The organism is Citrobacter sp. CK202, from assembly GCF_030333225.1.
Lineage (GTDB): Bacteria > Pseudomonadota > Gammaproteobacteria > Enterobacterales > Enterobacteriaceae > Citrobacter_B > Citrobacter_B koseri.
Window position 1 is genome coordinate 549,294 of record NZ_JAOWGI010000026.1, and the last position, 26,958, is coordinate 576,251.

Genomic DNA, 26,958 nt, shown 5'->3' on the forward strand with positions numbered 1-26,958 from the left:
TCCCTATCGCCCGAGGTAAACTTCAATAACCTGTTCATTGGCCTGGACGTCGCGCAGGCTCCCTTCCGCCAGCACGCGCCCCTGATGCAAAACGGTAACATGGTCGGCAATGGTTTCGACAAACCCCATGTCATGCTCCACCACCATCAGCGAGTGTTTCCCCGCCAGAGTGCGAAACAGCTCAGCGGTATACTCCGTTTCCGCGTCCGTCATCCCCGCCGCAGGTTCATCCAGCAGCAGCAGGTGCGGTTCCTGTACCAGCAGCATACCGATTTCCAGAAACTGCTTTTGTCCGTGCGAAAGCAGCCCGGCGCGACGCCCACGCTCCGCGCCCAGGCGCAATAACCCGAGCATCTCGTCAATGTGATCCCGCTGCTCGCCCGAGAGGCGCGCTCTTAACGTGGCCCAGACGGATTTATCCTCTTTCATCGCCAGTTCCAGATTCTCCTCCACCGTCAGGGCCTCAAACACGGTCGGTTTCTGAAATTTACGCCCAATGCCCTGGCGGGCAATCGCGATAGGATCGAGCGAAGTTAAGTCCGTGGACTGATCGTAAATCGCGCGTCCGCTTTGCGGCCGGGTTTTACCGGTAATCACATCCATTAAGGTGGTTTTTCCGGCGCCATTAGGGCCAATAACGCAGCGCAATTCCCCTACGCCAATGTTCAGGGTTAAATCCGTCAGCGCCTGGAAGCCGTCAAAATTGACGTTGATCCCTTCCAGTTGCAGAACCGGGTCTGTTTGATCGCGAAAACGATCCCCCGGCAACTGGCGGGTAAAAAGTCCGTCATCCGGTTGCATCATTTTTCTCCTTTGCGAAACAGACCAATGACACCGCGCGGTAAAAACAGCGTAACGCCAATAAAGATCAGGCCGAGAAACAGCTGCCAGTACTCCGGCATGATCACCGTAAACAGACTTTTAGCGCCGTTCACCAGCACTGCGCCAAACACCGGGCCAATTAAGGTGCCGCGACCGCCCAGCGCGACCCAGATGGCCGCTTCAATAGAGTTGGTCGGCGACATTTCGCTGGGGTTAATGATGCCGACCTGAGGAACGTACAGAGCGCCCGCCAGACCGCACAGAACAGCGGAGAGCGTCCATACCAGCAGTTTGAAGCCACGCGGATCGTACCCACAAAACATCAGGCGATTTTCCGCATCGCGCACGGCGGTCAGAACGCGGCCAAACTTACTGCGTGCAAGGAGATACCCCAGACACAGCGCCAGCACCAGTAATATGACGGTCGCGAGAAACAGCGCTATGCGCGTGGAGGTCGCCGCAACAGGGAAGCCCAGCAACGTGGTAAACCCCGTAAACCCGTTATTGCCGCCAAACCCGGTTTCGTTACGGAAAAACAGCAGCATGCCTGCAAACGTCAGCGCCTGGGTCATAATGGAAAAATAGACGCCTTTGATTTTTGAGCGGAAGGCAAAATAGCCGAACACCAGCGCCAGCAGTCCCGGAACCAGCACGACCAGCAGCATCGCCCAGGCGAAGTGCTGCGTTCCCCACCAGAACCACGGTAATTCACTCCAGGAGAGGAAAGACATAAACGCGGGAAGTCCGTCGCCAGAGGCCTGACGCATCAGATACATTCCCATCGCATACCCGCCCAGCGCGAAGAAAATACCGTGCCCCAGCGACAGCATTCCGGCATACCCCCACACCAGATCCAGCGCCACAGCGACAATGGCGTAACAGAGGATCTTCCCGGCCAGCGTTAACACCCAGACCGGGACAGCCAGCGGGTGATCCGCAGGCAGCAGCGCCAGAAAAGGCAGAATCAGCAGCGCCGCCAGCAGGCAAAGGCCAAAAAACTGGACAGTACGCGGCGCTCTACGCGCCAGTGTTAATGTCATTGGCATGGTCATTAATCAATAACCCTCCCTTTCAGCGCAAACAATCCCTGAGGCCGTTTCTGGATAAACAGAACGATCGCAATCAGAATGACGATTTTGCCCAGCACCGCGCCCATTTGCGGTTCCAGAATCTTATTGAAGATACCCAACCCAAATGCGGCGGCCACGCTCCCCGCCAGTTGTCCGACGCCACCGAGCACCACCACTAAAAATGAATCAATAATGTATCCCTGACCCAGTTCCGGCCCGACGTTGCCCAGTTGCGACAAGGCCACGCCACCCAATCCAGCGATCCCCGAGCCGAGGCCAAACGCCAGCATGTCCACGCGCCCCGTCGGCACGCCGCAACACGCCGCCATACTGCGGTTCTGCGTTACCGCGCGAACGCGCATCCCGAGGCGGGTTTTATTCAGCAATAGCCAGGTGAAAAACAGCACCAGCATGGCGAACCCCAGCACCACGATACGGTTCCAGGGCAACGTCAGGTTGGCATAGACCTGCACCCCGCCAGAAAGCCACGCAGGGTTGGCAACCTCCAGGTTTTGCGCGCCAAAGGTCATGCGTACCAGTTGGATCAGCATCAGGCTAATCCCCCAGGTCGCCAGCAGCGTTTCGAGAGGACGACCATAAAGATGGCGAATAATGCCGCGCTCCAGCGCCATTCCAGTTCCGGCAGCGATCAGGAAGGCAACCGGCAACGCCACAACGGGATAAAACGCCAGCCACTGTGGCATGAACTGCCCCATAAACTGCTGAACCATCCATGTGCTGTACGCGCCAAGCATCAGCATTTCACCGTGCGCCATATTGATTACGCCCAGTAATCCATAGGTGATTGCCAGCCCCAGGGCCGCCAGCAGCAGAATCGATCCCAGCGACAGCCCCATAAATGCCTGCCCCAGGAGATCGCCAATCACCATCCGCTGCGCGATTGCGTTCAGGCTTTCTGTCGCGGCCTCGCGAACACGCGCATCCGGTTCATGTTCAGCATCCGTAAAGGGTTGCAGGCGTGATTGCGTTTCCGGGTCGCCCGACTGCCCCAGTAGGACAATCGCCTGACGCCGGACGTCAGCGGAAGGACTCACCAGTTGCAGGTTAGCCAGCGCAATCTCCAGACGTGATGTCACTTCGCTTTCCGTTTCCTGCGCCAGCCGCTGCTGTAAAAGCGGCAGCATCGCGGGCGTGGCCTCCCGCTGTAACAGGCTGGCGGCAGCGGCTCTTTCCGTGACATTGTCACTTAATAGTTGATGCGTGGCTAACGCCCCGCTGACCAGGTTTCGCAGACGGTTAGTCAGACGAACCTTTTTCAGTTCGCCATCGGGCGCGGCGACAGCGCCGAGCGGCAGAACCTGCGTACCCTGCCGAATGAAAGCGTGCTTTGCGCTATCAGTCAGCACATTCTCACGCGCTAATGCGTTCAACAAAGGCAAACGCTGCGCCTCAGGCGTGATGGCCCATTGTTCTAATAACGTCGCCTGTTGCGCCCGGCTGGCGCCAACAAACACATCGGCATCGGTTGCCTGCACGATCCACGGCACCAGCCACGTCATTAGCAACACACCCCGAATAAAGCGCATGGCTTTCATGAAAGTGTTCTCCAGAATGTGCCCTCCCGCAGGAGGGCAAAAGATCAGTTGCTGGCGGTTTTAACAGGCTGGTCTGATTTTTTATCGTTACCGGCGATAAACGGGCTCCAGGGCTGGGCGCGAACCGGTTCGTCAGTTTGCCATACCACATTGAACTGGCCGTTATCTTCAATTTCGCCAATCATGACGGGTTTATGCAGATGGTGGTTGGTGGCGTCCATCGTCAGGGTAAAGCCAGACGGCGCAGCGAAGGATTGCCCCGCCATCGCCTCGCGGACTTTATCGACGTCGGTCGTACCGGCTTTTTCTACTGCCTGCGCCCACATATGCAGGCCCACATAGGTCGCTTCCATCGGATCGTTGGTCACGACGGTGTCGGCATTCGGCAGCTTATGCGCTTTGGCGTATGCCCGGTAATCCGCAACGAATTTCTGGTTAGTGGGGTTGTCGACAGATTCAAAATAGTTCCACGCCGCCAGGTTGCCCACCAGCGGTCTGGTATCGATACCGCGCAACTCCTCTTCACCGACCGAGAATGCCACGACCGGCACGTCTGTCGCTTTTATCCCCTGATTCGCCAGCTCTTTGTAGAACGGAACATTTGAGTCGCCGTTAATGGTGGAGACCACCGCCGTTTTGCCGCCCGCAGAGAATTTTTTGATATTGGCGACGATAGTCTGGTAGTCGCTGTGTCCGAACGGGGTATACACCTCTTCAATATCTTTATCCTCGACGCCTTTGGCATGCAGCCAGGCGCGAAGGATCTTATTGGTGGTACGAGGATAGACATAATCGGTTCCCAGCAGGAAAAAGCGTTTCGCGCTGCCGCCGTCTTCACTCATCAGATATTCGACAGCCGGAATAGCCTGCTGATTTGGCGCTGCGCCGGTATAGAAAACATTCGGCGATAACTCTTCCCCTTCGTATTGCACAGGGTAAAACAGCAGCCCATTTAACTCTTCAAATACCGGCAACACCGATTTACGCGATACCGACGTCCAGCAGCCAAACACGACCGCGACTTTATCCTGGCTCAGCAGCTGACGCGCTTTCTCTGCAAACAACGGCCAGTTTGAGGCCGGGTCAACCACCACCGGTTCCAGCTTTTTGCCCAGCACGCCGCCTTTAGCATTGATCTCATCAATCGTCATCAACGCCATATCTTTAAGCGGGGTTTCTGAAATGGCCATCGTGCCGGATAGCGAATGCATGATGCCGACCTTAATCGTATCGGCCGCCTGAACGCTAAAGCTCAGCCCCATCGCAACCATCGAGGCGGACAGTGCAAAGGCTTTTAATAATGTACGACGCTGCATAGTTTCACTCCTGAAATTAAGCTTGCTGGAAGTCCCGGTGCAACCGGACGGGCAAATGGTGCAAATTAAGGATGTTCAGAAGTGATAAGGCAAAATCGATGCCAGATTTTTAAATGTCTATAAATATCAATTTATTAACCGACAACAGGGCTGAAACAAGAAAATCGGAAACCACAAGGCAGGAAATACAGCGAGGAAAATGATCCAGAATGAAACAGCGTTGCATTACGAATGTGCAACGCTGTGTAACAAAGAAAGGCAACTTACCAGACCTGACTGGCGATTTCGGTGATGAGGCGTACTTTGCCCCATTGCTGGGCCTCCGTCAGCGTATTCCCCTCTTCCGTGGAGGCAAATCCGCACTGTGGGCTAAGGCAGATCTGCTCTTTTGCGACATAGCGCTCTGCCTCCTGCAAGCGGGCTTTCACCCCTTCCGGGTTTTCCAGCTCGCCGTTTTTCGTGGTCACCAGACCCAGAACCACCTGCTGACGTCCGGGCCGAACAAAGCGCAGCGGCGCGAAATCACCGGAGCGATCGTTATCATATTCCAGGAAAAACGCATCAACGTTCACCGTGCCGAACAACACTTCCGCCACCGGTTCATAGCCCCCTTCAGAGATCCACGTCGAACGGAAATTTCCCCTGCAAACATGCAGCCCGACCGTCAGATCGGCTGGTTTATCCTCCAGCGCACGGTTAATCACGCGGGCATAAATCTGCGCCAGCTCGTCAGGATCGTCACCCCGCTCACGAATCTGCTGACGTTGCTGGTCGGAGCACAAGTAAGCCCAGACGGTGTCATCCAATTGCAGATAACGACAGCCTGCTTCATAAAAAGCATGAATCGCATCGCGCCAGGTGGTAGCCAAATCATCAAAATAAGCGTCCAGATGCGGATAAACGGTAGCATCGATATCTTTGCGCCCGCCACGGAAATGCAGCACGCTGGGGGATGGAATGGTCATTTTGGGCTCGGCTGCACCGCTAATGCTTTTCAGATAGCGGAAGTCTTCCAGCATAGGGTGATCGCCAAACCCCAGTTTTCCGGTAACGCGCACGCCGTGCGCTTTTGTCTGCACGCCATTAAACTGGATCCCCTTCTCAGCGTCATAGCGTTCAACGCCTTGCAGTCCATCGAAGAAATCAAAATGCCACCAGGCGCGGCGAAACTCGCCATCCGTGACGACATGCAGCCCGCAGGCACACTGCTGCTCCACAACGGTGCGGATAGCGTCATCTTCTACCGCGCGCAATTGTTGCGCCGTTATCTCACCGCATGCAAATTGCAAACGAGCTTGTTTGATCGTGTCCGGGCGTAAAAAACTGCCGACGATGTCTGCGCGAAATGGGGCCTGTTGTTTTTGCATGTGATCTCCTCATTCACCCGGCATTAGTTGCCTGACGTGATAATTTATTATTTGAAGTTTAGACTTCTGGATGGCTATGCGTCTAAAAATGACATGCAACCTGCTCACTGACAACCGAGAAAAATTCATCACCCTTGAAATAAATTCACATTGCCTCATCGTTTTGTGACGCTTTTTCATAGTCTGAAATCCCATACCGGAAAAATCCTGACGTTAACGTTGAAATAATCACCTAATTCAGCATTTGTTTAGATTTAATCTGCTACTATGGGTGCTCATGAGGTGAATTAAGGTAAGAGAGGAAACACACAAATAAAAGGAGGCATTATATGCTGGGTAATATGAACGTTTTCATGGCCGTTCTGGGAATTATTTTATTTTCTGGTTTTCTGGCCGCGTATTTCAGCCATAAATGGGATGATTAATGAACGGAGATAGCTCCTCACCGACAAGGCCCCTTGTAGCGTAACTGCACAAGGGGCCATTTTTTTACCCGCCCGGCAGACAGACAAAAAAAACCGCCGGATAAACCAGCGGTGAATGCTTGCATGGATAGATTTGTGTTTTTACCTTATGCGTTATCAGGCAATTCCCTGCGCAGATAACGGATCGTTTACCATCCTGACACAGACAATATCAATGAAGGTTAAACAACATAGAACTAAACCAGCAAAACCGGCGTTTCGCGCTTCCATCCCTTTGCACACTTATGTCAGTGAACCGGTTATGTAAAGAGCGTGCCGTTCGGCTCATGTTACACACGCGTGATTTGCTGATCTTTGTCCATAAACATGCAGCGATTCCTTCCGGTTTGTTTACCCCGGTACATTGCCCTGTCTGCGCGTCCGATGACGACATCCAGCGGTTCTCCCTGCTGCGCCTGGGTAATGCCCGCAGTTACCGTTATCGAAAGTTCTCCGTCAGGGTAGTTAATCGGATTATCCGCCACTAGCTGGCAGATACGTAACCCTGCCCGACAGGCCTGTTCATCCGTTTTTGTACGGATGATAATCACAAACTCCTCCCCGCCATAGCGGTAAGGCGTTTCATCGTAGCGCGTCCAGACGGATAAATTCGACGCCAGGGTGCGCAGCACGCTATCACCGACCAGATGACCATAGTTGTCATTGACCAATTTAAAGCGGTCAATATCAAAAAGCAGCAAATATAAATTAAGCGGTTGTGCATCAATAAGCTGACGATCGAAAGATTCATCAAGGACTCTGCGCCCGGGTAATCCGGTTAATATATCCATATTACTGCGAATATTGAGCAGATATATTTTGTAGTCCATCACCGCCGAGGTAAATGCTAATAACGCTTCCTGAAAGCTGTCAAAATGGTGATCTTCCGAACGTTTTTCCGCGATCGCCCGCAGTAATTCCCGACCTCGTGTGTGCATGTGTTCATGAGCAATAATAATCTTGATAACAAAGCCCTTTTCTTCAGGTTCGTGTACCGGATGATTATTTAGCCATTGGCTGAACTGACACAGACAGTGAGAATTGATATCGAAAATATCGGGTTGATTGACATCGCCAGACACTGTGCAACGAAACATTTTCACCAGCCACTGATAGTGGGCATCAATAGACTGGTTCAGATCTAACAAGATGGTATCGATTTCTATCGTTTTTTTAATCATTGCCACTCCTTGGGCATACATCCTTGATGTACCGTAGTCTAGCGGTACAAAAGCAAATTTATGTCAATTTATTAATAGAAGGCCGAGCCAGGAAATGGAGAATCTATAACGCTATGATTTTAAAGTGGTAATAAAGGAAAAAAGTGAATAATCCTGGAATATTTGCAATGCGCTTAACATCTTTAATCGCCCTTCCCCTGCTGCGCCAGGCGAGTCAGGATCGTCTGACCGATATAATTACTCCAGTTGAAACTATTTTGCAAAACCACTACCGCGTTGCGATTTCTTTTATCAAACCCAATATAGCTGGAATACCCACCAATATATCCGACCTGATAGGTGATCTTTTGCGCAGAAAACTCATCACTCACCCACGCAATATTCGCTGCTTCTTTCTGTCGATAATAATAAGTCTGTGTGGCTTCAGCAAAAGCCCGATCGATGGCCGAAACGGTTTTGGATGTAAAATGCGCGCGGGCATAATTAGTCAGATCGCGGGCGCTACTGTATAAACTGGCCGCCCCCATCATATTTTTGTTAAAAACCCAGTCTGGCGTCAGATGACCACGGGTAATGAGCTTGGGCTGATCGCCAGCATGGCCCAGCGCTCTTCGCGGGTATGCCTTCAATAACATGGGCGTATAACTGCTGTTTGTCATCGCCAGTGGTTCAAATATCATGCGTTGCGCCAGCGCCTGGATCGGCTCTCCCGTTCTGCGCTGCAAAATATACCCCAGGATGGCGTAGCCGATGTTGGAATACTGCGGAACGCGCACGTCCGGCGCAGTAAAATCACTGAGATAACCCAGCACGGCGTCGCTGTCCAGCTGCGTATAAAAGTTCTCGCCGTTACTGAAATAGCGCATTAAGTTTTCCAGCGTCAGCAAATCCATAGGCTGCCGGGGCAAACCGGAAGTGTGAGTCACCAACTGGAGGAGCGTAATATTTTTGGCGTCAGGGCTTAAAGGCGTATTCTGTGGAAGCAACGTTTCCAGTGTATCCGTCCAGTTAAACACCCCTTCATCCACCAGCATCGTCGTCACTTCTGCCATCACGCCTTTACTCAGCGAACCTAAAGCGAACAGCGTATCTGGCGTGATGGGATAACGATTTTTATCATCGGTTATCCCGTAACTGTGAAATTCTGCCGGGCCATTATTCTGAATAACAGCAACAACGACGCCAGTCACCTCTTTTTCCCGCATATATTGCCGAATCATCGGATCAATACCGCGCCCGTAGTATCCCACCACAACTTGCGCGCTTTTTTGCGCAGGCATATCCAGCTGTGAAAGCGTACTGTTGCCACACCCGATGAGCGCAAATAAGGATACGCAGAGCATCTGGTGTTTAATTTTCATTGTTCTCATCAGTTCTGATTCACAGACACAACAAGTTTTTTCTCAAACAAAGAGAAAAGCGGAAGAGAATACGAACACATGAAAACAGGGGCCCCGGATAAAAAGAAGCCCGCATTGTACACCAGTATCCCGGCGGCTTACTTAACATTGACAAAAAATCAGAGCGTTGCCTGATAAACATTCAGGCAGCGCCCTTGCGCTTAGCGGTCTAAACCCCGGTGTTTTAACATGGGTTCGATACGCGGTTCATGACCCCGCCACGCCGGGTAGAGGCGTTCCAGGTCCGTACTGTTGCCGCGTGACAAGATGGCATCACGGAAACGCTGTCCGTTCTCACTCGTTAACCCTCCCTGTTCAACAAACCACTGGTAGCCGTCGTCTGCCAGCATTTGCGTCCACAAATAGGCGTAATAGCCTGCCGCATACCCGCCACCGAAAATATGGGCGAAATAGCTGCTCCGGTAGCGCGGCGGCACTGCCGGAAGATCGAGTTCTTCCGCCGCCAGCGCCTGCTGTTCAAAGAGATCGACCGACTGCGATGCCGAAAAGGTTTCAAGACTGTGCCAGCGCATATCCAGCAATGCGGCGCTGAGCAGTTCCGTCATGTCATAGCCTTTGTTAAACAGGCTTGCCCGCCGCATTTTTTCCTGCAACGCTTCAGGCATTTTTTCACCCGTCCCGACGTGGCGCGCATAGCGTTCGAACACCTGCGGATGACTCGCCCAGTGCTCATTAATCTGCGAAGGAAATTCGACAAAATCGCGCGGGGTGTTCGTCCCCGACAGCGTCGCATAGCGCTGTGTCGCAAACAGGCCGTGCAGCGTATGACCAAATTCATGGAACAAGGTGATCACATCATCCCAAAGCAGCAATGCGGGCTGCCCTGCCGCTGGCTTCTGGTAATTACAGACGTTGTAGATAACCGGTCTGGTTTCGTTAAGCGTGGATTGTTCAATAAAATTGCCCATCCATGCGCCGCCGCTTTTTGACTCGCGGGCAAAGAAATCACCATAAAACAACGCCAGACCGACGCCATCATGATCGAAAATTTCCCAGACGCGCACATCAGGATGGTAAACCGGGATATCAAAGCGCTCGATAAACTTAATGCCGAACAGCTGGTTTGCCGTCCAGAACACCCCGTCGTTCAGTACCGTATCTAACGCAAAGTAAGGTTTGAGCTGCGCTTCATCCAGCGCGTATTTTCCACGGCGTACCTGCTCAGCATAGTACGCCCAGTCCCACGCCTGGGTCGTGAATCCTCCCTGCTCATCATCGATCACTTTCTGGATCTCAGCCTGCTCATCCAGCGCGCGCTGACGCGCGGCCGGAACAATGGCGCGCATAAAAGCGAGCGCCGCGTCAGGCGTTTTCGCCATCTGATCGGCGGTTTTCCAGGCGGCATAACTGGCAAACCCGAGTAATGTTGCCTGCCGGGTACGGATGTCCACCAGACGCTGAACAATCGCACGCGTGTCGTTGGCGTCGTTCTTTTCCGCACGAGTCCATGCGGCGTTGAACAGATTTTCACGGGTCTGGCGATCGCGTAAAACGGCCAGTGTCGGTTGTTGTGTGGTATTGAGAAGCGGAATAAGCCAGCGATCCGCCAGCCCTTTTTCTCTGGCGGCATCAGCGGCAAGAGCGACCTCCTCCTGACTCAATCCGTCCAGTTGATGGCGATAATCAACCACCATCCCACCGGATTTATTCGCCGCCAACAGCCGCTGATTAAACTGGCTGGTCAGCGTGGCGGATTCGGTATTCAGGCTCCTGAGCTGCGCTTTATCGTCATCGCCAAGCTGCGCGCCGGAAAGTACAAAACGCTGGTGGATAATCTCCACAAGACGCAACGACTCGGCATCCAGCGCCAGCGTCTCCCGCTGTCGCCAGACCGCATCCACACGCGCAAAGAGCGTACTGTTGAGATAAATATCATTTGCCAGCGCCGCCAGTTCAGCGGAAAAGGCTTCATCAAGGCGCTGTAATTCGTCATTGGTATGCGCCGCTGTCATGGCGAAAAACACGCTTGTCACACGGGTGAGCAACGCGCCGCTTTGCTCCAGCGCCAGATACGTGTTCTCAAAATCAGGCGCTTGCGGGTTTTGGACAATCGCATCAATTTCAGCGCGCTTTTGCCGCATCCCTTCGTCAAACGCCGGGCGGTAATGGCGGTCTTCAATCAGATCAAAACGCGGGGCCTGGTAAGGCAATACGCTCTGGCTAAAGAATGGATTCGTTAACGACATTTTTCACTCCTGCAAACGATTTGTTCATTAGAGTAGGTCTCCCTTGAAATGACCGCAATCCCATTAACGAGGATTACCCCTGAACAGAGATGGCGTGCTATGGTAATACAACACAAAAAGCGTTGAGGAACAGTGAGATGATCGTTTTAGTCACCGGTGCGACCGCAGGTTTCGGCGAATGCATTACACGTCGTTTTATTGAGAATGGACACAAAGTGATTGCCACTGGCCGTCGCCAGGAACGCCTGCAAGAATTGAAAGATGAGCTGGGCGACAATCTGTTTATCGCTCGTTTAGATGTGCGTAACCGTGCATCCATTGAAGATATGCTGGCGTCATTACCCGCAGAGTGGCGCAACATTGATGTGCTGGTCAACAACGCCGGGCTGGCGCTGGGGCTTGAGCCCGCGCATAAAGCCAGCGTGGAAGACTGGGAAACCATGATCGACACGAACAACAAAGGTCTTATTTACATGACCCGCGCGGTTCTGCCAGGCATGGTGGAGCGCAATCGCGGCCACATCATCAATATTGGCTCTACCGCAGGTAGCTGGCCATACGCGGGTGGCAACGTATATGGCGCAACCAAAGCGTTTGTGCGCCAGTTCAGTCTGAATCTGCGCACGGATTTACACGGTACGGCGGTACGCGTCACCGATATTGAACCCGGTCTGGTCGGCGGCACGGAGTTTTCTAACGTCCGCTTTAAAGGCGACGATGACAAAGCGGGTAAAACCTACGAGAACACAACCGCGCTCACGCCGGATGATGTCACTGAAGCGGTATGGTGGGTCGCTAATCTGCCTGCGCATGTGAACATTAATACGCTGGAAATGATGCCGGTTACGCAGTCTTTTGCCGGACTGAGCGTTCATCGGGGTTAATTTTTATACCCGGCCTACGGGTCGGGTATAGATAGTGACAAAAAAGTGGTAGAGTACTCTGGTTAACTCTCTAAAAAGTAAGAACGAATGACCGTTGAAACCCAACTCAATCCTACGCAGCCTGTAAATCAGCAAATTTACCGCATTCTCCGACGTGACATCGTGCACTGTCTGATTGCGCCAGGCACACCGCTTTCCGAGAAAGAGGTTTCCGTGCGCTTTAACGTGTCGCGCCAGCCTGTACGTGAAGCGTTTATTAAGCTGGCGGAAAACGGTTTGATTCAAATCCGCCCTCAGCGCGGCAGCTATGTGAATAAGATTTCATTATCGCAGGTGCAGAATGGGTGCTTTGTCCGACAGGCCATCGAATGTGCGGTCGTTCGTCGCGCGGCGTTGATGATCACCGACAGCCAGTGCTATCAGCTGGAGCAGAACCTTCACCAGCAGCGGATCGCCATTGACCGCAAGCAGCTCAACGATTTCTTCCAGCTTGATGATGAATTTCACCAGAAACTGGCATTAATTGCCGATTGCCAGCTGGCGTGGGATACGGTTGAAAATATTAAAGCCACCATTGACCGCGTGCGTTATATGAGTCTGGATCATGTGTCGCCGCCTGAAATGTTGCTGCGCCAGCATCATGATATTTTTGCCGCCCTGGAAAAGCATGATGCCGACGCGGTGGAACGCGCAATGACTGTGCATCTACAGGAGATTGGCGAGTCCGTTCAGCTTATCCGCCAGGAAAACAGCGACTGGTTCAGCGAAGAGTAATCCCGCTGACAAACAAGCCGGATGGCGGCGTAACCGCCTTATCCGGCCTACAATAGTCAATGATGTTGAACGTTGCAGGCCTTATCCGGCCTACAACCATGCAGAGATTACGCTGATGCGATATTCGCCGCATATTTTGCAACGGTTGCTTTCGCGCCGTTGGCAAGCAGCGACAGATACGCTTCTTTCACCTTATTCGCAAACAGCTCAACGTGCGGCAATTCGTTACCGAAAATCGCATCAATGGCCAGCAGCGCCTGAACGCGACTTTCCCCTTCTTCACTGCCCTGAACCGCTTGCTGAATAACCGGCAGCAGCGGATCGCTAATTTCAATCGGATTCCCCTGCTCATCAACGCCGCCAACGTAACGCATCCAGCCCGCCACGCCTAAGGCCAGCAGGTCGAAACGGCTGTTATGCGCGATATGCCAGCGAACGGAGTCCAGCATACGCTGCGGCAGTTTCTGGCTACCGTCCATCGCAATTTGCCAGGTACGGTGACGCAACGCCGGGTTGCTGTAGCGCGCGATCAGCAAATCGGCATAACGCTTCAGATCCACCCCCTTCACTTTCAGCGTCGGCGCCTGTTCCTGCAACATCAACGCATGCGCGGCCAGGCGGTAATTTTCATCTTCCATGCAGTCATTAATGTGCTGATAGCCCGCCAGATACCCGAGGTACGCCAGGAATGAGTGACTGCCATTAAGCATACGCAGTTTCATCTCTTCGAACGGGATAACATCTGCCACCAGTTCAGCGCCCGCTTTTTCCCATTCAGGGCGACCCGCGACAAAATTATCCTCAATCACCCACTGGCGGAACGGTTCACACGCCACACCCGCAGGATCGCGTACGCCGGTTAACTGTTCGATCTTATCCAGCGTGTCAGCCGTCACCGCCGGTACAATACGATCAACCATCGTGGACGGGAACGTCACATGTTGCTCAATCCACGCGGCCAGCTCTGCATCTACCGCACGGGCATAGGCAGTAACTACATTGCGCATGACGTGTCCATTTTCAGGCATGTTATCGCAGGACATCACGGTAAATGGCGCCAGGCCAGCCGCTTTACGACGCGCCAGCGCTTCCACCACCACGCCAGGCGCGGATTTCGGCTGCTGCGGGTTTTGCAGATCGGCGGCGATCATCGGGTGATCCAGCATCAACTGACCGGTCGCCGGAGAGTGGCAGTACCCTTTTTCTGTAATCGTCAGGGAAACAATCGCCACCTGCGGCTCGCACATGGCAGCCAGGACGGTTTCCAGACCGTCAACCTGCGCGTGCAGCGCGTTTTTTACCACCCCAACAACCCTTGCGGTCCAGGCATCCGCTGACATTTCCGCCACGGTATACAGGTTGTCTTGCTGTTTCAGGTCGGCAATCTGCTGCTCGCCGCCAATCAGGTTGACTTCACAATATCCCCAGTCGCTGTTGTGTTCCGCCGCGAGGATATCCGCGTAGACACCCTGATGCGCGCGATGGAATGCGCCAAAGCCCAAATGCACAATGCGAGGAACCAGTCTGGCGCGATCGTAATGAGGAAGCGAAGCCTTAGCCGTTAAGAGCTTGTTTTGCATGGTATGACCTATTGTATGAATGAATTCAGGACTGTCTCAGAGTAACGCCTGTAGGGTTGTATGATTTGATTTGAATTAAGCTTTTTGCAATTGGTATGACATCATTTTAAAGTTATGTGACAACATGACCGAAATTCAACATTCCCTGTCCATTCCGGTCATGCCCTGTGCGACGTTACCCTACCTGCGTTGCCGAACCCTGAACGCTACTTGCCGCCTTTAGGTCCGCTGCATCCTCCAGCACGCTCAGATCGCGATCTCTCACTTCCGGCATCAAAATCGCTGAAATTAAGCCGATAAGAGAATAGGCAATGATCATCGCTAATATAGGCAACCAGGAATCGGTCATATTACAGAAAATACCTGCCAGTACAGGACCAAATCCAACGGCGACTAAGCCACCGGCTTCTTTTGAAATCGCCATCCGGGTAAAGCGATTACGCGAACCAAACATCTCGGCCATCGTAATGTTTTCCAGCGCGAAGAGACCCAGCACGGCAAAGTTATGAATAACAATAAGCGCGGTCATAATCACGCCGGGGCTATAGGTTTTATCCACGATGATAGACAACATCGGGTACGCAAGAATAATCGCAGATATATTCAATAAAATATAAGGTAGGCGGCGACCATATTTATCAGATAACCACCCCAAAAGTGGAATAGTAATAAAACCAATGACAGAGCTAATCATTAACGCGTCGGTAGGAATCGCCTTATTGAATAATAACGTCTGCACTAAATATCCTGCAAGGAATGTCTGAATTAATCCAGAATTGCCCGCCTGACCGAAACGTAAACCGGTTGCCAGCCAGAAGGATTTACTGCTAAACATGGCACCCAATGTGTTTTCTGATGCGTTGTTTAACGCCGGCGCATTTTCGCTTTCATTGACCTTTTCAAATACCGGGCTTTCTTTGAGGTTCATACGCAGCCAGATAGCGAAGATCATGACAACAACGCTCGCCAGGAATGGGATACGCCATCCCCAGGCCAGAAGCTGTTCTCTGTCAAGTGCAAAGAACATCACCGCCCAGATTGCCGTTGCGCTCAGCGTACCGCAGTTTGTTCCCATTGCGACAAGCGAGGAAATAATGCCGCGTTTCCCTTTAGGCGCATACTCAGCCAGCATCGTTCCTGCCCCGGAGATCTCCGCCCCGGCGCCTAACCCCTGAACAATACGTAACGTCACCAGTAAAACAGGCGCAAATATACCAATTTGCGCATAGGTCGGCAGAACCCCAATGAGGGTTGTACAAATCCCCATCATGGTGATAGTGATAAACAAGACTTTTTTACGCCCAATACTATCGCCCATTTTGCCGAAAATAAACGCGCCGACAATACGTGCGATATATCCTGCGCCATAGGTTCCCATCGCCAGAATAAGCGCCATTGCGGCGGACTGTTCCGGGAAAAATATTTCATGAAAAACTAATGCAGCGCCCAGAGAATATAACTGGAAATCCATAAATTCAAGGGCGGTTCCCAGCCAACCGGATACGGCGGCTCTGATTAAATCTTTTGTTGACCGTTCATGTTTTTGTTGAGTCATATTGGCAATCTCTAAGAGGTAAGATGCGTACCACTCTCTCGCATTTATTAATATTATTCAGAGAATGTGAGTAAAACCTTGCAGCAGTGCCGTTGGTCTTTCTCAAACAATTCAATCGCGTCAGTGACATGGTGGTAATTAAACGTATGCGTGACGAGCTTATCGGGATCGATCAGACCTTTTTCCAGCCAGCCAATAACGACCGGGAATTTATTCGCATTCAAACGGGAGGAATAAATTGACAGCTCCTTGCCGGTAATCCCCTGCTGCACAATCTGGCAAGGATCGCTGGAGAACCCCATCAGTACAATGCGCGCGGCGGGCGACGCCAGCGAGATAGCTTCTTGTAAAATAGACGGATGACACGCCGCATCGACGATCAGCGTCGGTTTTAACCCTTTTTCATCCAGGAAATCTTGCAGAGATTGCTGTCCATTATTGATAACCCAGTCGGCGCCGCTTTCTTTCGCCATCTCCAGTCGTTCATCAATACGATCGGCAACAATCACCTCTTTAACGTTATAAACGCCCTTCAGCGCCTGAACCGTTGTCAGTCCCATCGGCCCTGCGCCATAAATCAGCGCAATATCGTTCTCTGTCGGATTAACCTGCCCGGTGACGTTCGCCGCAATGGTGAAAGGTTCAACCATCACCGCGTGCTTATCAGCAATGGCATCCGGGATCGTAAACGCGTTTTTCTCCGGAACGACCGCATATTCACTAAATCCGCCGTCGCGGTGTACGCCCAGAACAACCAGCGAGGTACATACATTGGGCTTGCCTATTGAACAGGGATAGCAATGCCCGCAACTGATGACGGGATCGACCGATACGCGTTCCCCCACTCTGGCGCGGCTAACACCTTCGCCCACGGCGTCAATCACACCAAAAAATTCATGCCCGATAACACGCGGATACTTTGCAAAAGGATTATGCCCACGATAGATATGGCTATCAGAACCGCAGATCCCCGCCAGTTTCACTTTAACCCGAACGTCCCCGGCCGCAGGCTCAGGGATAGGACGCTCCGCTAAAACCAGCGTGTCAGGTTTTTCAATCACTATACTTTTCATGTCATATCACTCCTTACCAGTTCCACAACGTGCCATCTTCCAGACGGGCGACCGGCAAATACGCAGGGTCATACGGATATTTCGCCGCCAGTTTTTCATCAAACTCAATACCAAGACCCGGCTTGTCGCCTGGGTGCATATAGCCGTTATCGAACGTCCAGCTATGCGGGAAGACATCAAGCATTTGTTCGGAGTACCCCATGTATTCCTGAACGCCAAAGTTAGGCACCCACAGATCAAAGTGAAGCGCTGCGGCCATGCAAACCGGCGACAAATCAGAAGGCCCATGAGACCCTGTGCGCACCTGGTAAAGCGAGGCAAAATCCGCAATGCGGCGCATCCCCGTAATGCCGCCGGCATGGGTAATGGTGGTGCGGATATAGTCAATCAGTTGCTCCTCAATGAGCTGCTTGCAGTCCCAGATGCTGTTGAACACTTCCCCGACGGCAATCGGCGTCACCGTATGCTGACGAATCAGACGGAAGCATTCCTGGTTTTCCGCAGGCGTCGGGTCTTCCATCCAGAACAGACGATAATCCTCAACGCGCTTACCAAAACGGGCGGCTTCAATCGGCGTCAGGCGGTGGTGCATGTCGTGAAGCAAATGCTCTTCAAAACCAAATTCAGCACGTACGGCGTCAAACAGTTTCGGCGTGAAATCGAGGTATTTCTCGGTTGACCAGAGTTGCTCTTCCGGCCACTGGCCTTTCGTGGCGGGCTCGTAGGCCAGACCTTTGCCTTTAGACATGCCGTAGGTGGTTTGCATACCCGGCACGCCGCACTGCACGCGAATCGCTTTAAACCCCATCTCTTTGTGACGCGCATAATCTTCCAGCACATCATCAATGGTGTGACCCGTCGTGTGGCAATAGACCATCACGCCTTCACGGGATGCGCCGCCCAGCAACTGATACAGCGGCATGTTGGCGGCTTTCGCTTTGATATCCCACAGTGCCATGTCAACGGCAGAAATAGCAGACATCGTGACCGGCCCGCGACGCCAGTAGGCGCCTTTATAAAAGAACTGCCAGATATCTTCGATACGGTGCGCATCGCGGCCAATAAGCTGCGGGCAAAGGTGATCTTTCAGATAGGATGCCACCGACAGCTCACGGCCATTCAGGGTAGCGTCGCCCAGGCCGGTGATACCGTCCTCGGTGGTGATTTTCAGCGTGACAAAGTTACGTCCCGGACATGTGACAAAAACTTCAGCCCCTACAATCTTCATTGTTGTTCCTTACATCTCTTCTGTGCGATGCAGGAAATTTATACACCTGAACTACTACCATACAAGTATAATGATCAAAAAATCGCTCATCGATCACAAAATAAGGCGCTTAAGCGCGCCCCCACCCGGCAACGATAATCAGCATTCCACAGAGTGCGATCAGTGCGCCTGACCAGTCATAAAGACTGAGTCTGACGCCGTCAACAAAGCGTAACCATAACAGCGCAGTACAGACATAGACCCCGCCATAAGCCGCATAGACGCGGCCGCTGGCGGCCGGGTGCAACGTCAGCAGCCAGACGAATAACGCCAGTGAGACTCCCGCCGGAACCAGCAGCCAGGCCGTTGCGCCCCGCTTCAACCATAGCCAGGGCAGAAAACAGCCCACGATTTCGCACAGTGCGGTCATGAAAAAAAGAAGTGTTGTTTTTAGCATCATCATCATTGCGTTACGTCAGGTTTAAGCATGATACGCCAGAATAGCGCCTTCGTATCCATACCCGCAGGATGGGTATGCCCTGCGCCAGGAATGGTGTAGAATTTAAACAAGTTTTATCCCTCTATCATGAAAGGAATTAACCATGAACAATACACTTAGCAAACGCCTGTGCCTGACGGCAATGCTTGCGCTGGGTGCTGTCGTGTATACCACCTCCGCATTCGCGAATACCAGCAAACTGATCATTGAATCTGGAGACAGCGCGCAAAGCCGCCAACACGCAGCCATGGAAAAGGAACAATGGAATGATACCCGCAGCCTGCGCCAGAAAGTGAACACGCGCACGGAGAAAGAGTGGGACAAAGCCGACGCCGCGTTTGATAACCGCGACAAGTGCGAACAGAGCGCCAACCTTAACGCCTACTGGGAACCGAATACGCTGCGTTGCCTGGATCGTCGTACTGGCCGTACCGTTGCGCCATAACAGTGCGTTGAGCGACAGACGGTAAGGACACAAAATGACCCACGCCAACAGTGTTAAGTTGCGCCCGCTGGAGCGCGAAGATTTACGATTCGTCCACCAGCTTGATAACAACGCCAGCGTAATGCGTTACTGGTTTGAAGAGCCGTACGAAGCGTTTGTCGAGCTGTCTGACCTGTATGATAAGCACATTCATGACCAGAGCGAACGGCGCTTTGTCGTGGAGTGCAACGGCGAAAAAGCCGGTCTGGTCGAACTGGTAGAAATTAATCACGTTCACCGCCGGGCTGAGTTTCAAATCATCATCTCGCCGGAATACCAGGGAAAAGGGCTGGCTTCGCGCGCAGCGAAGCTGGCGATGGACTACGGATTCACCGTACTCAACCTTTATAAGCTGTATCTGATCGTTGATAAAGAAAACGAAAAAGCCATTCACATTTACCGTAAGTTAGGTTTTATGGTTGAAGGTGAACTGATTCATGAGTTCTTTATCAATGGCCAATACCGCAACACCATTCGTATGTGCATTTTCCAGCAGCAATATCTGGACGATCACAAAACGCCAGGCTCAAGCCTGCTGAAGCCTACCGCACAGTAAGCCGCTACCCGGCTGTGTCAGACGCAGCCGGGTAATAATCAATCGTATTTTTAATGGTATAGCTCCGCGCAACGGCGGGTTCGACGCTTTCATCAACGATCACAAGCTGGCAGTTGATCGGATTGGCGTAATTATCATATTCACACGTCTGCTTCACATTGCCTAACGGGCGATCGTTCAGCAGGCTGACCGCCGTATAGTCGAGCTTTTTAAGCGGGTCCGCCGACGGTTTTGCATCAATGGATAACGTTTTGTCTTTACTGATGGTGGTCTTACCCAACGGATACCCTTCCGCATCATAGCGGTATTGTACCTTCGTCTCTCTTCCCGTTGCGGAAACAACAAAACCGTTATCGTCCGTATCCCAGACCACGCCTGCCGAGGGCAACTCCGCCAACTGACATTTCCCCTGCAAGCGCACTCTTTTCTCCATCGTCTCGGCATCGCGGTAGTAGTTTGCATCCAGTACCAACGCCAGCCCGGTATTGTTTTCCAGATCGTGCAGTTCCAGCGTATCAAAGCAGCCTTCCTGCGAAAGCGTTCCGCTGATGCGCTTCGTCACTTCCCCTTTGTCGTTCATCAACGTCTGGCTGAAATCTTTAACCGGGCCGCGCAACGGATCAAAATCGAACTCATTGGAAAAGCTGGCCATTTCCGGGGTAAAGGAGACCAGAACAGTGGCGTTATCACATCCAACAAGCAGCACACACAGAAAGCTCACCAGGGTCTGTTTCTTCACGTTATTCACCAGGATAAGGAGATGATTCTCAATCATATTAGCAAATACAGTTGTTTACACTAGAAATGCTAAGCTTTCATTATCGTGTTCATAAAAGGAGTGAATGATGAAAATCTCAGCAGGAATTGCAGCGTGTCTGCTCATCGTCGCCTCCCCGCAGGTACTGGCGGCGCCGGAGTCATGTGAAAGAGTCAAAAGCGACATCGAACAGCGCATCATTAACAATGGTGTGGCGGAGTCCAGTTTTACGTTAACTATTGTTCCTAATGACCAGGCGGATCAGCCCGATTCCCAGGTCGTAGGCCACTGTGCAAACGATACCCATAAAATTTTGTATACCCGCACCAGCAGCGGAAACGCTCCTGCCAGTACCAGTCCTTCTCAGGACGGGCATGCTGTCGAACCTCAGTAACAGATAAGAGCCTGATATACCAGGCTCTTACTCCCTCTTAGAAAGATTCCCTCAATTTTGACATGGATTAATAACCCCTACCTATAAGGGGTTAAAATCACTCTTTCATTAGTATCCTATTAATTTCGTTATAAACATAATTATATAACGATAACTATAATGGAGTGAATTATGTCCGATGTTGAACAACAGGGAGGCATCAGCCGCAGGACGTTAGTGAAATCCACCGCGATAGGATCGCTGGCGCTCGCTGCCGGAGGACTCTCCTTGCCTTTCGGGATGCGTACCGCGGCGGCTGCCGTGCAGCAAGCAATCCAGCCCGTTGAAGACAAAGTGGTCTGGGGAGCATGTTCGGTCAACTGCGGTAGCCGCTGCGCCCTGCGTCTCCACGTCAAAGATGATGAAGTCTGGTGGGTGGAAACCGACAACACCGGCGAAGATGTCTATGGCAATCACCAGGTGCGCGCCTGCCTGCGCGGACGTTCAATCCGTCGGCGAATTAACCATCCTGATCGCCTCAACTACCCGATGAAACGCACAGGCAAACGCGGCGAGGGGAAATTTGAGCGCATCAGTTGGGAAGAAGCGCTGGATACCATCAGCAACAGCCTGAAAAACACGGTCGATAAATACGGTAACGAGGCGGTGTACATTAACTACACTTCCGGTATCGTCGGCGGCAACATCACCCGCTCCTCGCCTTATGCCTCTCTGGTGGCCCGCCTGATGAACTGTTACGGCGGTTTTCTTAGTCACTATGGCACCTACAGCACCGCGCAAATCGCGGCGGCCATGCCCTACACCTATGGTTCGAACGAGGGTAACAGCACCTCCGATATCGAGAACACCAAACTGGTGGTGATGTTCGGTAATAACCCGGCAGAAACCCGTATGAGCGGCGGCGGAATTACCTGGTTCCTGGAACAGGCCAGGGAACGTTCAAATGCGCGCATGATCGTTATCGATCCACGCTATACCGATACCGCGGCAGGACGTGAAGACGAATGGATACCTATTCGTCCCGGCACCGATGCCGCGCTGGTCGCCGGACTGGCCTGGGTGCTCATCACCGAAGATCTTGTCGACCAGCCTTTCCTCGACAACTACTGCGTGGGTTACGACGAAAAAACGCTACCGGCCGATGCGCCAGCGAATGGCCACTATAAAGCCTATATTCTGGGCCAGGGCGAAGACGGCACGGCCAAAACGCCTGAGTGGGCGTCACGCATTACCGGTATTCCGGCGGATCGCATCATTAAGCTCGCCAGAGAGATTGGCGCCGCTAAACCGGCCTGTATTTGTCAGGGATGGGGCCCGCAGCGTCAGGCGAATGGTGAACTCACCGCACGCGCGATTGCGATGCTGCCGATTCTGACGGGCAATGTCGGTATTCACGGCGGGAACAGCGGCGCGCGCGAATCCACCTACACCATCACCATTGAACGCATGCCGTTACCGGAAAACCCGGTAAAAACGCAGATCTCCGTGTTTACCTGGACGGACGCCATTGCCCGCGGCCCGGAAATGACCGCCCTGCGCGACGGCGTGCGCGGTAAAGAAAAGCTGGATGTGCCGATCAAGTTCATCTGGAATTACGCGGGCAATACCATCACCAACCAGCATTCGGATATCAATAAAACACACGCGATCCTGCAAGACGAATCAAAGTGCGAAATGATCGTGGTCATCGACAACTTTATGACCTCTTCCGCGAAATACGCCGATATTCTGTTGCCGGACCTGATGACGGTCGAACAGGAAGACATCATTCCTAACGACTATGCGGGCAATATGGGTTATTTAATCTTCATCCAGCCCGCGACCGCCCCTAAATTCGAGCGTAAGCCCATTTACTGGATAATGAGCGAAGTCGCGAAGCGGCTGGGCCAGGACGTGCACCAGAGGTTTACCGAGGGGCGAACCCAGGAACAGTGGCTGCAATATCTGTACGCCAAAATGCTGGCTAAAGACCCGGAGTTACCGGGCTATGACGAGCTGAAAAAAATGGGGATCTACAAGCGTAAAGATCCCAACGGCCATTTCGTGGCCTATAAAAAATTCCGTGAAGACCCACAGGCAAACCCGCTGAAAACGCCGTCCGGCAAGATAGAAATTTACTCCAGCCGCCTGGCTAAAATCGCCCAAACCTGGGAGCTGGAAAAAGACGACGTCATCAGCCCGCTTCCCATTTATGCTTCAACGTTCGAAGGATGGGACGATCCTAAGCGCAGCGTATTCCCACTGCAACTCTTTGGTTTTCATTATAAATCACGCACGCACTCCTCTTACGGCAACATTGATGTTCTCAAATCCGCCTGCCGTCAGGAAGTCTGGATTAACCCCGTGGATGCGCAAAAACGCGGTATCGCCAACGGGGATATGGTGCGGGTATTTAACGATCGCGGCGAAGTCCGCATTCCGGCGAAAGTTACGCCACGCATTCTCCCCGGCGTGAGCGCGATGGGCCAGGGCGCCTGGCATGATGCCGATATGTCAGGCGATCGCATCGATCATGGCGCCTGCGTGAATACGTTAACGACGCAGCGCCCCTCTCCGCTGGCGAAAGGAAATCCGCAGCACACCAATCTGGTCGAAATCGAGAAAGTGTAACCCCCATCCCCTGAAACGATTACAGGCGTTTCGGGGGATGTGTTCGCCCGTCCATCGGTCATGTGAACAAACCAACGTCCTGTAAAAACAAATTTTATAAATCGCGTTTCTTTTTTTTAATCAATAAGCAAAGTGAGTAACTATGAAAATCACCACGCCTGAGGCGCTCATGACGGCCACTATCAGCCGTCGTAGTCTGGTGAAAACATCCGCCATTAGTGGTCTCGCGCTCGCCAGTAGCGCCTTCACGCTTCCTTTCTCCCGAATCGCCCGCGCCGCTGACGGCCTTTCGCCTGCGCCAGTGGAAGAAAAAGCGGTCTGGAGTTCCTGTACCGTCAACTGCGGGAGCCGCTGTCTGCTACGGCTGCATGTGAAAGATGATGCGGTGTACTGGGTCGAGTCCGACACCACCGGCGATGACGTCTACGGCAATCATCAGGTGCGGGCCTGCCTGCGCGGACGCTCAATCCGTCGCCGTATGAATCACCCGGATCGCCTTAAATACCCGATGAAACGCGTCGGTAAACGCGGCGAAGGCAAATTTGAACGTATCAGCTGGGATGAAGCGCTGGATACCATTGGCGACAACCTGAAGCGTATTCTGAAAGACTACGGCAACGAAGCCGTACATGTGCTGTATGGCACCGGCGTGGATGGCGGGAACATCACGAACTCCAACGTGCCTTATCGTCTGATGAACTCATGCGGCGGTTATCTCAGCCGTTACGGCAGCTACAGTACCGCACAAATCAGCGCCGCAATGAGTTATATGTTCGGCACGAATGACGGTAACAGCCCGGATGACATCGCCAACAGTAAACTGGTGGTAATGTTCGGCAACAACCCGGCAGAAACGCGCATGAGCGGCGGCGGCGTGACCTACTATGTGGAACAGGCTCGCGAACGCTCCAACGCCAGAATGATCGTCATCGATCCGCGTTATAACGATACGGCGGCGGGTCGCGAAGATGAATGGCTCCCTATTCGTCCCGGTACTGATGCCGCGCTGGCGGCGGGGATCGCCTGGGTACTCATCACCGAAAATCTGATCGACAAGCCTTTCCTCGATAAATACTGCGTCGGTTACGACGAAACGACCTTACCCGCCAGCGCGCCGCGTAATGCGCACTATAAAGCCTATATTCTGGGCGATGGCCCGGACGGTATTGCCAAAACACCGGAATGGGCCGCACATATCACCAGTATCCCGGCGGAAAAAATCATCCAGCTGGCACGGGAAATCGGCTCGGCAAAACCGGCGTATATCTGTCAGGGCTGGGGGCCGCAGCGTCACTCCAATGGCGAACAGACTGCGCGCGCGATCGCCATGCTCTCTATCCTGACCGGCAACGTCGGGATCAACGGCGGCAACTCCGGCGTGCGTGAAGGCACCTGGGACCTCGGCGTAGAGTGGTTTTCTATGCTGGATAACCCGGTAAAAACGCAGATCTCCGTTTTTACCTGGACAGACGCCATCGATCATGGCGCGGAAATGACCGCCACACGCGACGGCGTGCGCGGTAAAGATAAGCTTGATGTCCCGATCAAATTTATGTGGTGCTACGCCAGCAATACGCTGATTAACCAGCATGGCAACATCGCCCACACCCATGACGTATTACAGGACGACAGCAAGTGCGAAATGATCGTCGGGATTGAGCACTTCATGACAGCGTCCGCCAAATACTGCGACATTCTGCTGCCGGACCTGATGCCAACGGAACAGGAAGATCTTATTTCGCACGAATCCGCAGGCAACATGGGTTATGTCATCCTGGGGCAACCGGCCACCTCACCAAAATTTGAAAGAAAGCCGATCTACTGGACGCTGAGCGAAATCGCCAGACGTCTCGGCCCGGATGTCTACCAGACATTTACGGAAGGCCGTACCCAGCACGAGTGGGTGAAATACCTGCATGCCAAAACCAAAGCGCGTAACCCGGAAATGCCGGACTACGAAGAGATGAAAACCACCGGCATCTTCAAGAAAAAATGCCCGGAGGAACACTATGTCGCCTTCCGCGCATTCCGCGAAGATCCTGCCTCCAGTCCGCTGAAAACGCCATCAGGGAAGATTGAAATCTACTCCGAGCGGCTGGCGACCATCGCCGACACCTGGGAGCTGGAAAACGATGAGATCGTTCATCCGCTGCCCGCCTATGCGCCAGGGTTTGATGGCTGGGACGATCCCATCCGAATAACCTATCCGCTGCAATTGACCGGCTTCCACTATAAAGCCCGCACCCACTCCAGCTACGGCAATATTGACGTGTTGCAGCAAGCGTGCCCGCAAGAGATCTGGATTAACCCCATTGACGCGAAAGCGCGCAACATCCAACAGGGTGACACGGTGCGCGTATTTAACAATAACGGGCAGATGCTGATCCCGGCAAAAGTCACGCCGCGCATTTTGCCGGGCGTTACCGCCATCGGGCAAGGCGCCTGGCTCAAGGCGGATATGTTTGGCGACCAGGTCGATCACGGCGGTTCCATCAACATTCTGACATCACATCGTCCTTCTCCGCTGGCGAAGGGGAACCCGTCTCACAGCAATCTCGTTCAGGTTGAGAAGGTATAAGGAGTAACCGATGACAACCCAATATGGATTTTTTATTGACTCCAGTCGTTGCACCGGTTGCAAAACCTGCGAACTGGCCTGCAAAGACTACAAAGATTTAACCCCGGACGTCAGCTTCCGCCGCATCTATGAATATGCGGGCGGCGACTGGCAGGAGGATAACGGCGTCTGGCACCAGAATGTCTTTGCCTACTATCTTTCCATTTCCTGCAACCACTGCGAAGACCCGGCCTGCACGAAAGTGTGCCCGAGCGGCGCGATGCACAAACGCGAGGACGGCTTTGTGGTAGTGGATGAGGACGTCTGCATCGGCTGTCGCTACTGCCATATGGCCTGCCCGTACGGTGCGCCGCAGTATAACGCCGCCAAAGGCCACATGACCAAATGCGACGGCTGTCATGACCGCGTTGCCGACGGCAAAAAACCGATCTGCGTCGAGTCCTGCCCGCTGCGCGCGCTGGACTTTGGCCCGATAGAAGAACTGCGGAAGAAACATGGCACGCTGGCGGCCGTTGCGCCGCTGCCGGGCGCGCACTTCACCAGACCGAACATTGTGATTAAACCCAACGCCAACAGCCGCCCGACCGGGGATACCACGGGTTATCTGGCAAATCCGAAGGAGGT

23 protein-coding genes are annotated in these 26,958 nt (G+C 53.0%); 9 read left to right on the forward strand and 14 right to left on the reverse strand.

Features of this window, described 5'->3' with window-relative positions:
• Positions 1-3: 3 nt before the first annotated feature.
• From urtD to OGX84_RS15410, 5 genes are all read right to left on the reverse strand, one after another.
• Positions 4-801, reverse strand: coding sequence for an urea ABC transporter ATP-binding protein UrtD (urtD, locus tag OGX84_RS15390; protein WP_112002432.1), 798 nt, complete (start codon positions 799-801; stop codon positions 4-6).
• Positions 801-1,874 carry an urea ABC transporter permease subunit UrtC gene (urtC, locus tag OGX84_RS15395; RefSeq protein WP_112002431.1) on the reverse strand — a complete coding sequence of 358 codons (1,074 nt, stop codon included), beginning with the start codon at positions 1,872-1,874 and terminating at the stop codon, positions 801-803. Before urtC ends, urtD begins: the two co-directional genes overlap by 1 nt.
• Positions 1,874-3,448, reverse strand: coding sequence for an urea ABC transporter permease subunit UrtB (gene urtB / locus OGX84_RS15400; protein ID WP_012132434.1), 1,575 nt, complete (start codon positions 3,446-3,448; stop codon positions 1,874-1,876). The genes urtC and urtB overlap by 1 nt, the downstream gene beginning before the upstream one ends.
• A 44-nt stretch (positions 3,449-3,492) precedes the next feature.
• Positions 3,493-4,764 carry an urea ABC transporter substrate-binding protein gene (gene urtA, locus OGX84_RS15405; protein WP_286458140.1) on the reverse strand — a complete coding sequence of 424 codons (1,272 nt, stop codon included), beginning with the start codon at positions 4,762-4,764 and terminating at the stop codon, positions 3,493-3,495.
• Between the two features lie 263 nt (positions 4,765-5,027).
• The gene (locus tag OGX84_RS15410; RefSeq protein WP_012132436.1) at positions 5,028-6,131 is read right to left on the reverse strand and encodes a cobalamin-independent methionine synthase II family protein; all 1,104 of its coding nucleotides are present in this window, start codon (positions 6,129-6,131) and stop codon (positions 5,028-5,030) included.
• A gap of 329 nt (positions 6,132-6,460) precedes the next feature.
• Between OGX84_RS15410 and mgtS the strand changes: the two genes are divergently transcribed.
• Positions 6,461-6,556 (forward strand): protein MgtS, encoded by a 96-nt coding sequence (mgtS, locus tag OGX84_RS15415; protein ID WP_000901367.1) that lies wholly within the window; start codon positions 6,461-6,463, stop codon positions 6,554-6,556.
• Positions 6,557-6,885: 329 nt separating this feature from the next.
• Here mgtS and OGX84_RS15420 read toward each other — a convergent pair whose 3' ends face one another.
• From OGX84_RS15420 to dcp, 3 genes are all read right to left on the reverse strand, one after another.
• Positions 6,886-7,776, reverse strand: a complete 891-nt coding sequence (locus OGX84_RS15420; RefSeq protein WP_047457159.1) for a diguanylate cyclase — start codon at positions 7,774-7,776, stop codon at positions 6,886-6,888.
• Between the two features lie 182 nt (positions 7,777-7,958).
• Positions 7,959-9,137 carry a serine hydrolase domain-containing protein gene (locus OGX84_RS15425; RefSeq protein WP_286458142.1) on the reverse strand — a complete coding sequence of 393 codons (1,179 nt, stop codon included), beginning with the start codon at positions 9,135-9,137 and terminating at the stop codon, positions 7,959-7,961.
• A 200-nt stretch (positions 9,138-9,337) separates the two neighbouring features.
• Positions 9,338-11,383 carry a peptidyl-dipeptidase Dcp gene (gene dcp, locus OGX84_RS15430; RefSeq protein ID WP_286458144.1) on the reverse strand — a complete coding sequence of 682 codons (2,046 nt, stop codon included), beginning with the start codon at positions 11,381-11,383 and terminating at the stop codon, positions 9,338-9,340.
• Between the two features lie 137 nt (positions 11,384-11,520).
• Between dcp and ydfG the strand changes: the two genes are divergently transcribed.
• A complete protein-coding gene (ydfG, locus tag OGX84_RS15435; RefSeq protein ID WP_024130344.1) occupies positions 11,521-12,267 on the forward strand; it encodes a bifunctional NADP-dependent 3-hydroxy acid dehydrogenase/3-hydroxypropionate dehydrogenase YdfG in 747 nt (248 codons plus the stop codon).
• A gap of 87 nt (positions 12,268-12,354) precedes the next feature.
• Positions 12,355-13,041 (forward strand): GntR family transcriptional regulator, encoded by a 687-nt coding sequence (locus tag OGX84_RS15440; RefSeq protein WP_012132443.1) that lies wholly within the window; start codon positions 12,355-12,357, stop codon positions 13,039-13,041.
• 107 nt (positions 13,042-13,148) lie between these two features.
• On the opposite strand, the gene OGX84_RS15445 is transcribed toward OGX84_RS15440, so the two are convergent.
• The 5 genes from OGX84_RS15445 to OGX84_RS15465 form a co-directional block, all read right to left on the reverse strand.
• The gene (locus OGX84_RS15445) at positions 13,149-14,621 is read right to left on the reverse strand and encodes a mannitol dehydrogenase family protein (RefSeq protein ID WP_012132445.1); all 1,473 of its coding nucleotides are present in this window, start codon (positions 14,619-14,621) and stop codon (positions 13,149-13,151) included.
• Between the two features lie 175 nt (positions 14,622-14,796).
• Complete coding sequence (locus OGX84_RS15450) at positions 14,797-16,176, reverse strand: MFS transporter (RefSeq protein WP_012132446.1); 1,380 nt, start codon at positions 16,174-16,176, stop codon at positions 14,797-14,799.
• A 53-nt stretch (positions 16,177-16,229) separates the two neighbouring features.
• A complete protein-coding gene (locus tag OGX84_RS15455) occupies positions 16,230-17,249 on the reverse strand; it encodes a Zn-dependent oxidoreductase (RefSeq protein ID WP_112002429.1) in 1,020 nt (339 codons plus the stop codon).
• A gap of 13 nt (positions 17,250-17,262) precedes the next feature.
• Entirely contained in the window at positions 17,263-18,477 is a 1,215-nt protein-coding gene (rspA, locus tag OGX84_RS15460) for a starvation-sensing protein RspA (RefSeq protein WP_112002428.1), read from the reverse strand.
• A gap of 109 nt (positions 18,478-18,586) precedes the next feature.
• Positions 18,587-18,913, reverse strand: a complete 327-nt coding sequence (locus OGX84_RS15465) for a YnfA family protein (RefSeq protein WP_024130346.1) — start codon at positions 18,911-18,913, stop codon at positions 18,587-18,589.
• 145 nt (positions 18,914-19,058) lie between these two features.
• Between OGX84_RS15465 and OGX84_RS15470 the strand changes: the two genes are divergently transcribed.
• Both OGX84_RS15470 and speG read left to right on the forward strand, forming a co-directional pair.
• Complete coding sequence (locus OGX84_RS15470; RefSeq protein WP_012132450.1) at positions 19,059-19,400, forward strand: DUF1283 family protein; 342 nt, start codon at positions 19,059-19,061, stop codon at positions 19,398-19,400.
• 34 nt (positions 19,401-19,434) lie between these two features.
• Complete coding sequence (gene speG / locus OGX84_RS15475; RefSeq protein WP_012132451.1) at positions 19,435-19,995, forward strand: spermidine N1-acetyltransferase; 561 nt, start codon at positions 19,435-19,437, stop codon at positions 19,993-19,995.
• A 4-nt stretch (positions 19,996-19,999) separates the two neighbouring features.
• Here speG and OGX84_RS15480 read toward each other — a convergent pair whose 3' ends face one another.
• Positions 20,000-20,734 (reverse strand): YnfC family lipoprotein, encoded by a 735-nt coding sequence (locus OGX84_RS15480; RefSeq protein WP_024130347.1) that lies wholly within the window; start codon positions 20,732-20,734, stop codon positions 20,000-20,002.
• A 103-nt stretch (positions 20,735-20,837) separates the two neighbouring features.
• Here OGX84_RS15480 and OGX84_RS15485 point away from each other — a divergent pair, with 103 nt between their 5' ends.
• From OGX84_RS15485 to OGX84_RS15500, 4 genes are all read left to right on the forward strand, one after another.
• Positions 20,838-21,146, forward strand: coding sequence for a DUF1161 domain-containing protein (locus tag OGX84_RS15485; protein WP_012132453.1), 309 nt, complete (start codon positions 20,838-20,840; stop codon positions 21,144-21,146).
• A gap of 171 nt (positions 21,147-21,317) precedes the next feature.
• Positions 21,318-23,756, forward strand: a complete 2,439-nt coding sequence (ynfE, locus tag OGX84_RS15490) for a selenate/tellurate reductase subunit YnfE (RefSeq protein ID WP_112002427.1) — start codon at positions 21,318-21,320, stop codon at positions 23,754-23,756.
• A gap of 142 nt (positions 23,757-23,898) precedes the next feature.
• Positions 23,899-26,334 carry a selenate/tellurate reductase subunit YnfF gene (ynfF, locus tag OGX84_RS15495; protein WP_110494277.1) on the forward strand — a complete coding sequence of 812 codons (2,436 nt, stop codon included), beginning with the start codon at positions 23,899-23,901 and terminating at the stop codon, positions 26,332-26,334.
• A 10-nt stretch (positions 26,335-26,344) separates the two neighbouring features.
• The coding region (locus OGX84_RS15500) for a dimethylsulfoxide reductase iron-sulfur subunit DmsB (RefSeq protein ID WP_012132456.1) at positions 26,345-26,958 on the forward strand (614 nt) is incomplete at its 3' end.

Coding starts and splice junctions, on each gene's coding strand:
- urtD (WP_112002432.1), bottom strand. CDS start 801: ATGCAACCGGATGACGGACTTTTTACCCGCCAGTTGCCGGGGGATCGT.
- urtC (WP_112002431.1), bottom strand. CDS start 1,874: ATGACCATGCCAATGACATTAACACTGGCGCGTAGAGCGCCGCGTACT.
- urtB (WP_012132434.1), bottom strand. CDS start 3,448: ATGAAAGCCATGCGCTTTATTCGGGGTGTGTTGCTAATGACGTGGCTG.
- urtA (WP_286458140.1), bottom strand. CDS start 4,764: ATGCAGCGTCGTACATTATTAAAAGCCTTTGCACTGTCCGCCTCGATG.
- OGX84_RS15410 (WP_012132436.1), bottom strand. CDS start 6,131: ATGCAAAAACAACAGGCCCCATTTCGCGCAGACATCGTCGGCAGTTTT.
- mgtS (WP_000901367.1), top strand. CDS start 6,461: ATGCTGGGTAATATGAACGTTTTCATGGCCGTTCTGGGAATTATTTTA.
- OGX84_RS15420 (WP_047457159.1), bottom strand. CDS start 7,776: ATGATTAAAAAAACGATAGAAATCGATACCATCTTGTTAGATCTGAAC.
- OGX84_RS15425 (WP_286458142.1), bottom strand. CDS start 9,137: ATGAAAATTAAACACCAGATGCTCTGCGTATCCTTATTTGCGCTCATC.
- dcp (WP_286458144.1), bottom strand. CDS start 11,383: ATGTCGTTAACGAATCCATTCTTTAGCCAGAGCGTATTGCCTTACCAG.
- ydfG (WP_024130344.1), top strand. CDS start 11,521: ATGATCGTTTTAGTCACCGGTGCGACCGCAGGTTTCGGCGAATGCATT.
- OGX84_RS15440 (WP_012132443.1), top strand. CDS start 12,355: ATGACCGTTGAAACCCAACTCAATCCTACGCAGCCTGTAAATCAGCAA.
- OGX84_RS15445 (WP_012132445.1), bottom strand. CDS start 14,621: ATGCAAAACAAGCTCTTAACGGCTAAGGCTTCGCTTCCTCATTACGAT.
- OGX84_RS15450 (WP_012132446.1), bottom strand. CDS start 16,176: ATGACTCAACAAAAACATGAACGGTCAACAAAAGATTTAATCAGAGCC.
- OGX84_RS15455 (WP_112002429.1), bottom strand. CDS start 17,249: ATGAAAAGTATAGTGATTGAAAAACCTGACACGCTGGTTTTAGCGGAG.
- rspA (WP_112002428.1), bottom strand. CDS start 18,477: ATGAAGATTGTAGGGGCTGAAGTTTTTGTCACATGTCCGGGACGTAAC.
- OGX84_RS15465 (WP_024130346.1), bottom strand. CDS start 18,913: ATGCTAAAAACAACACTTCTTTTTTTCATGACCGCACTGTGCGAAATC.
- OGX84_RS15470 (WP_012132450.1), top strand. CDS start 19,059: ATGAACAATACACTTAGCAAACGCCTGTGCCTGACGGCAATGCTTGCG.
- speG (WP_012132451.1), top strand. CDS start 19,435: ATGACCCACGCCAACAGTGTTAAGTTGCGCCCGCTGGAGCGCGAAGAT.
- OGX84_RS15485 (WP_012132453.1), top strand. CDS start 20,838: ATGATGAAAATCTCAGCAGGAATTGCAGCGTGTCTGCTCATCGTCGCC.
- ynfE (WP_112002427.1), top strand. CDS start 21,318: ATGTCCGATGTTGAACAACAGGGAGGCATCAGCCGCAGGACGTTAGTG.
- ynfF (WP_110494277.1), top strand. CDS start 23,899: ATGAAAATCACCACGCCTGAGGCGCTCATGACGGCCACTATCAGCCGT.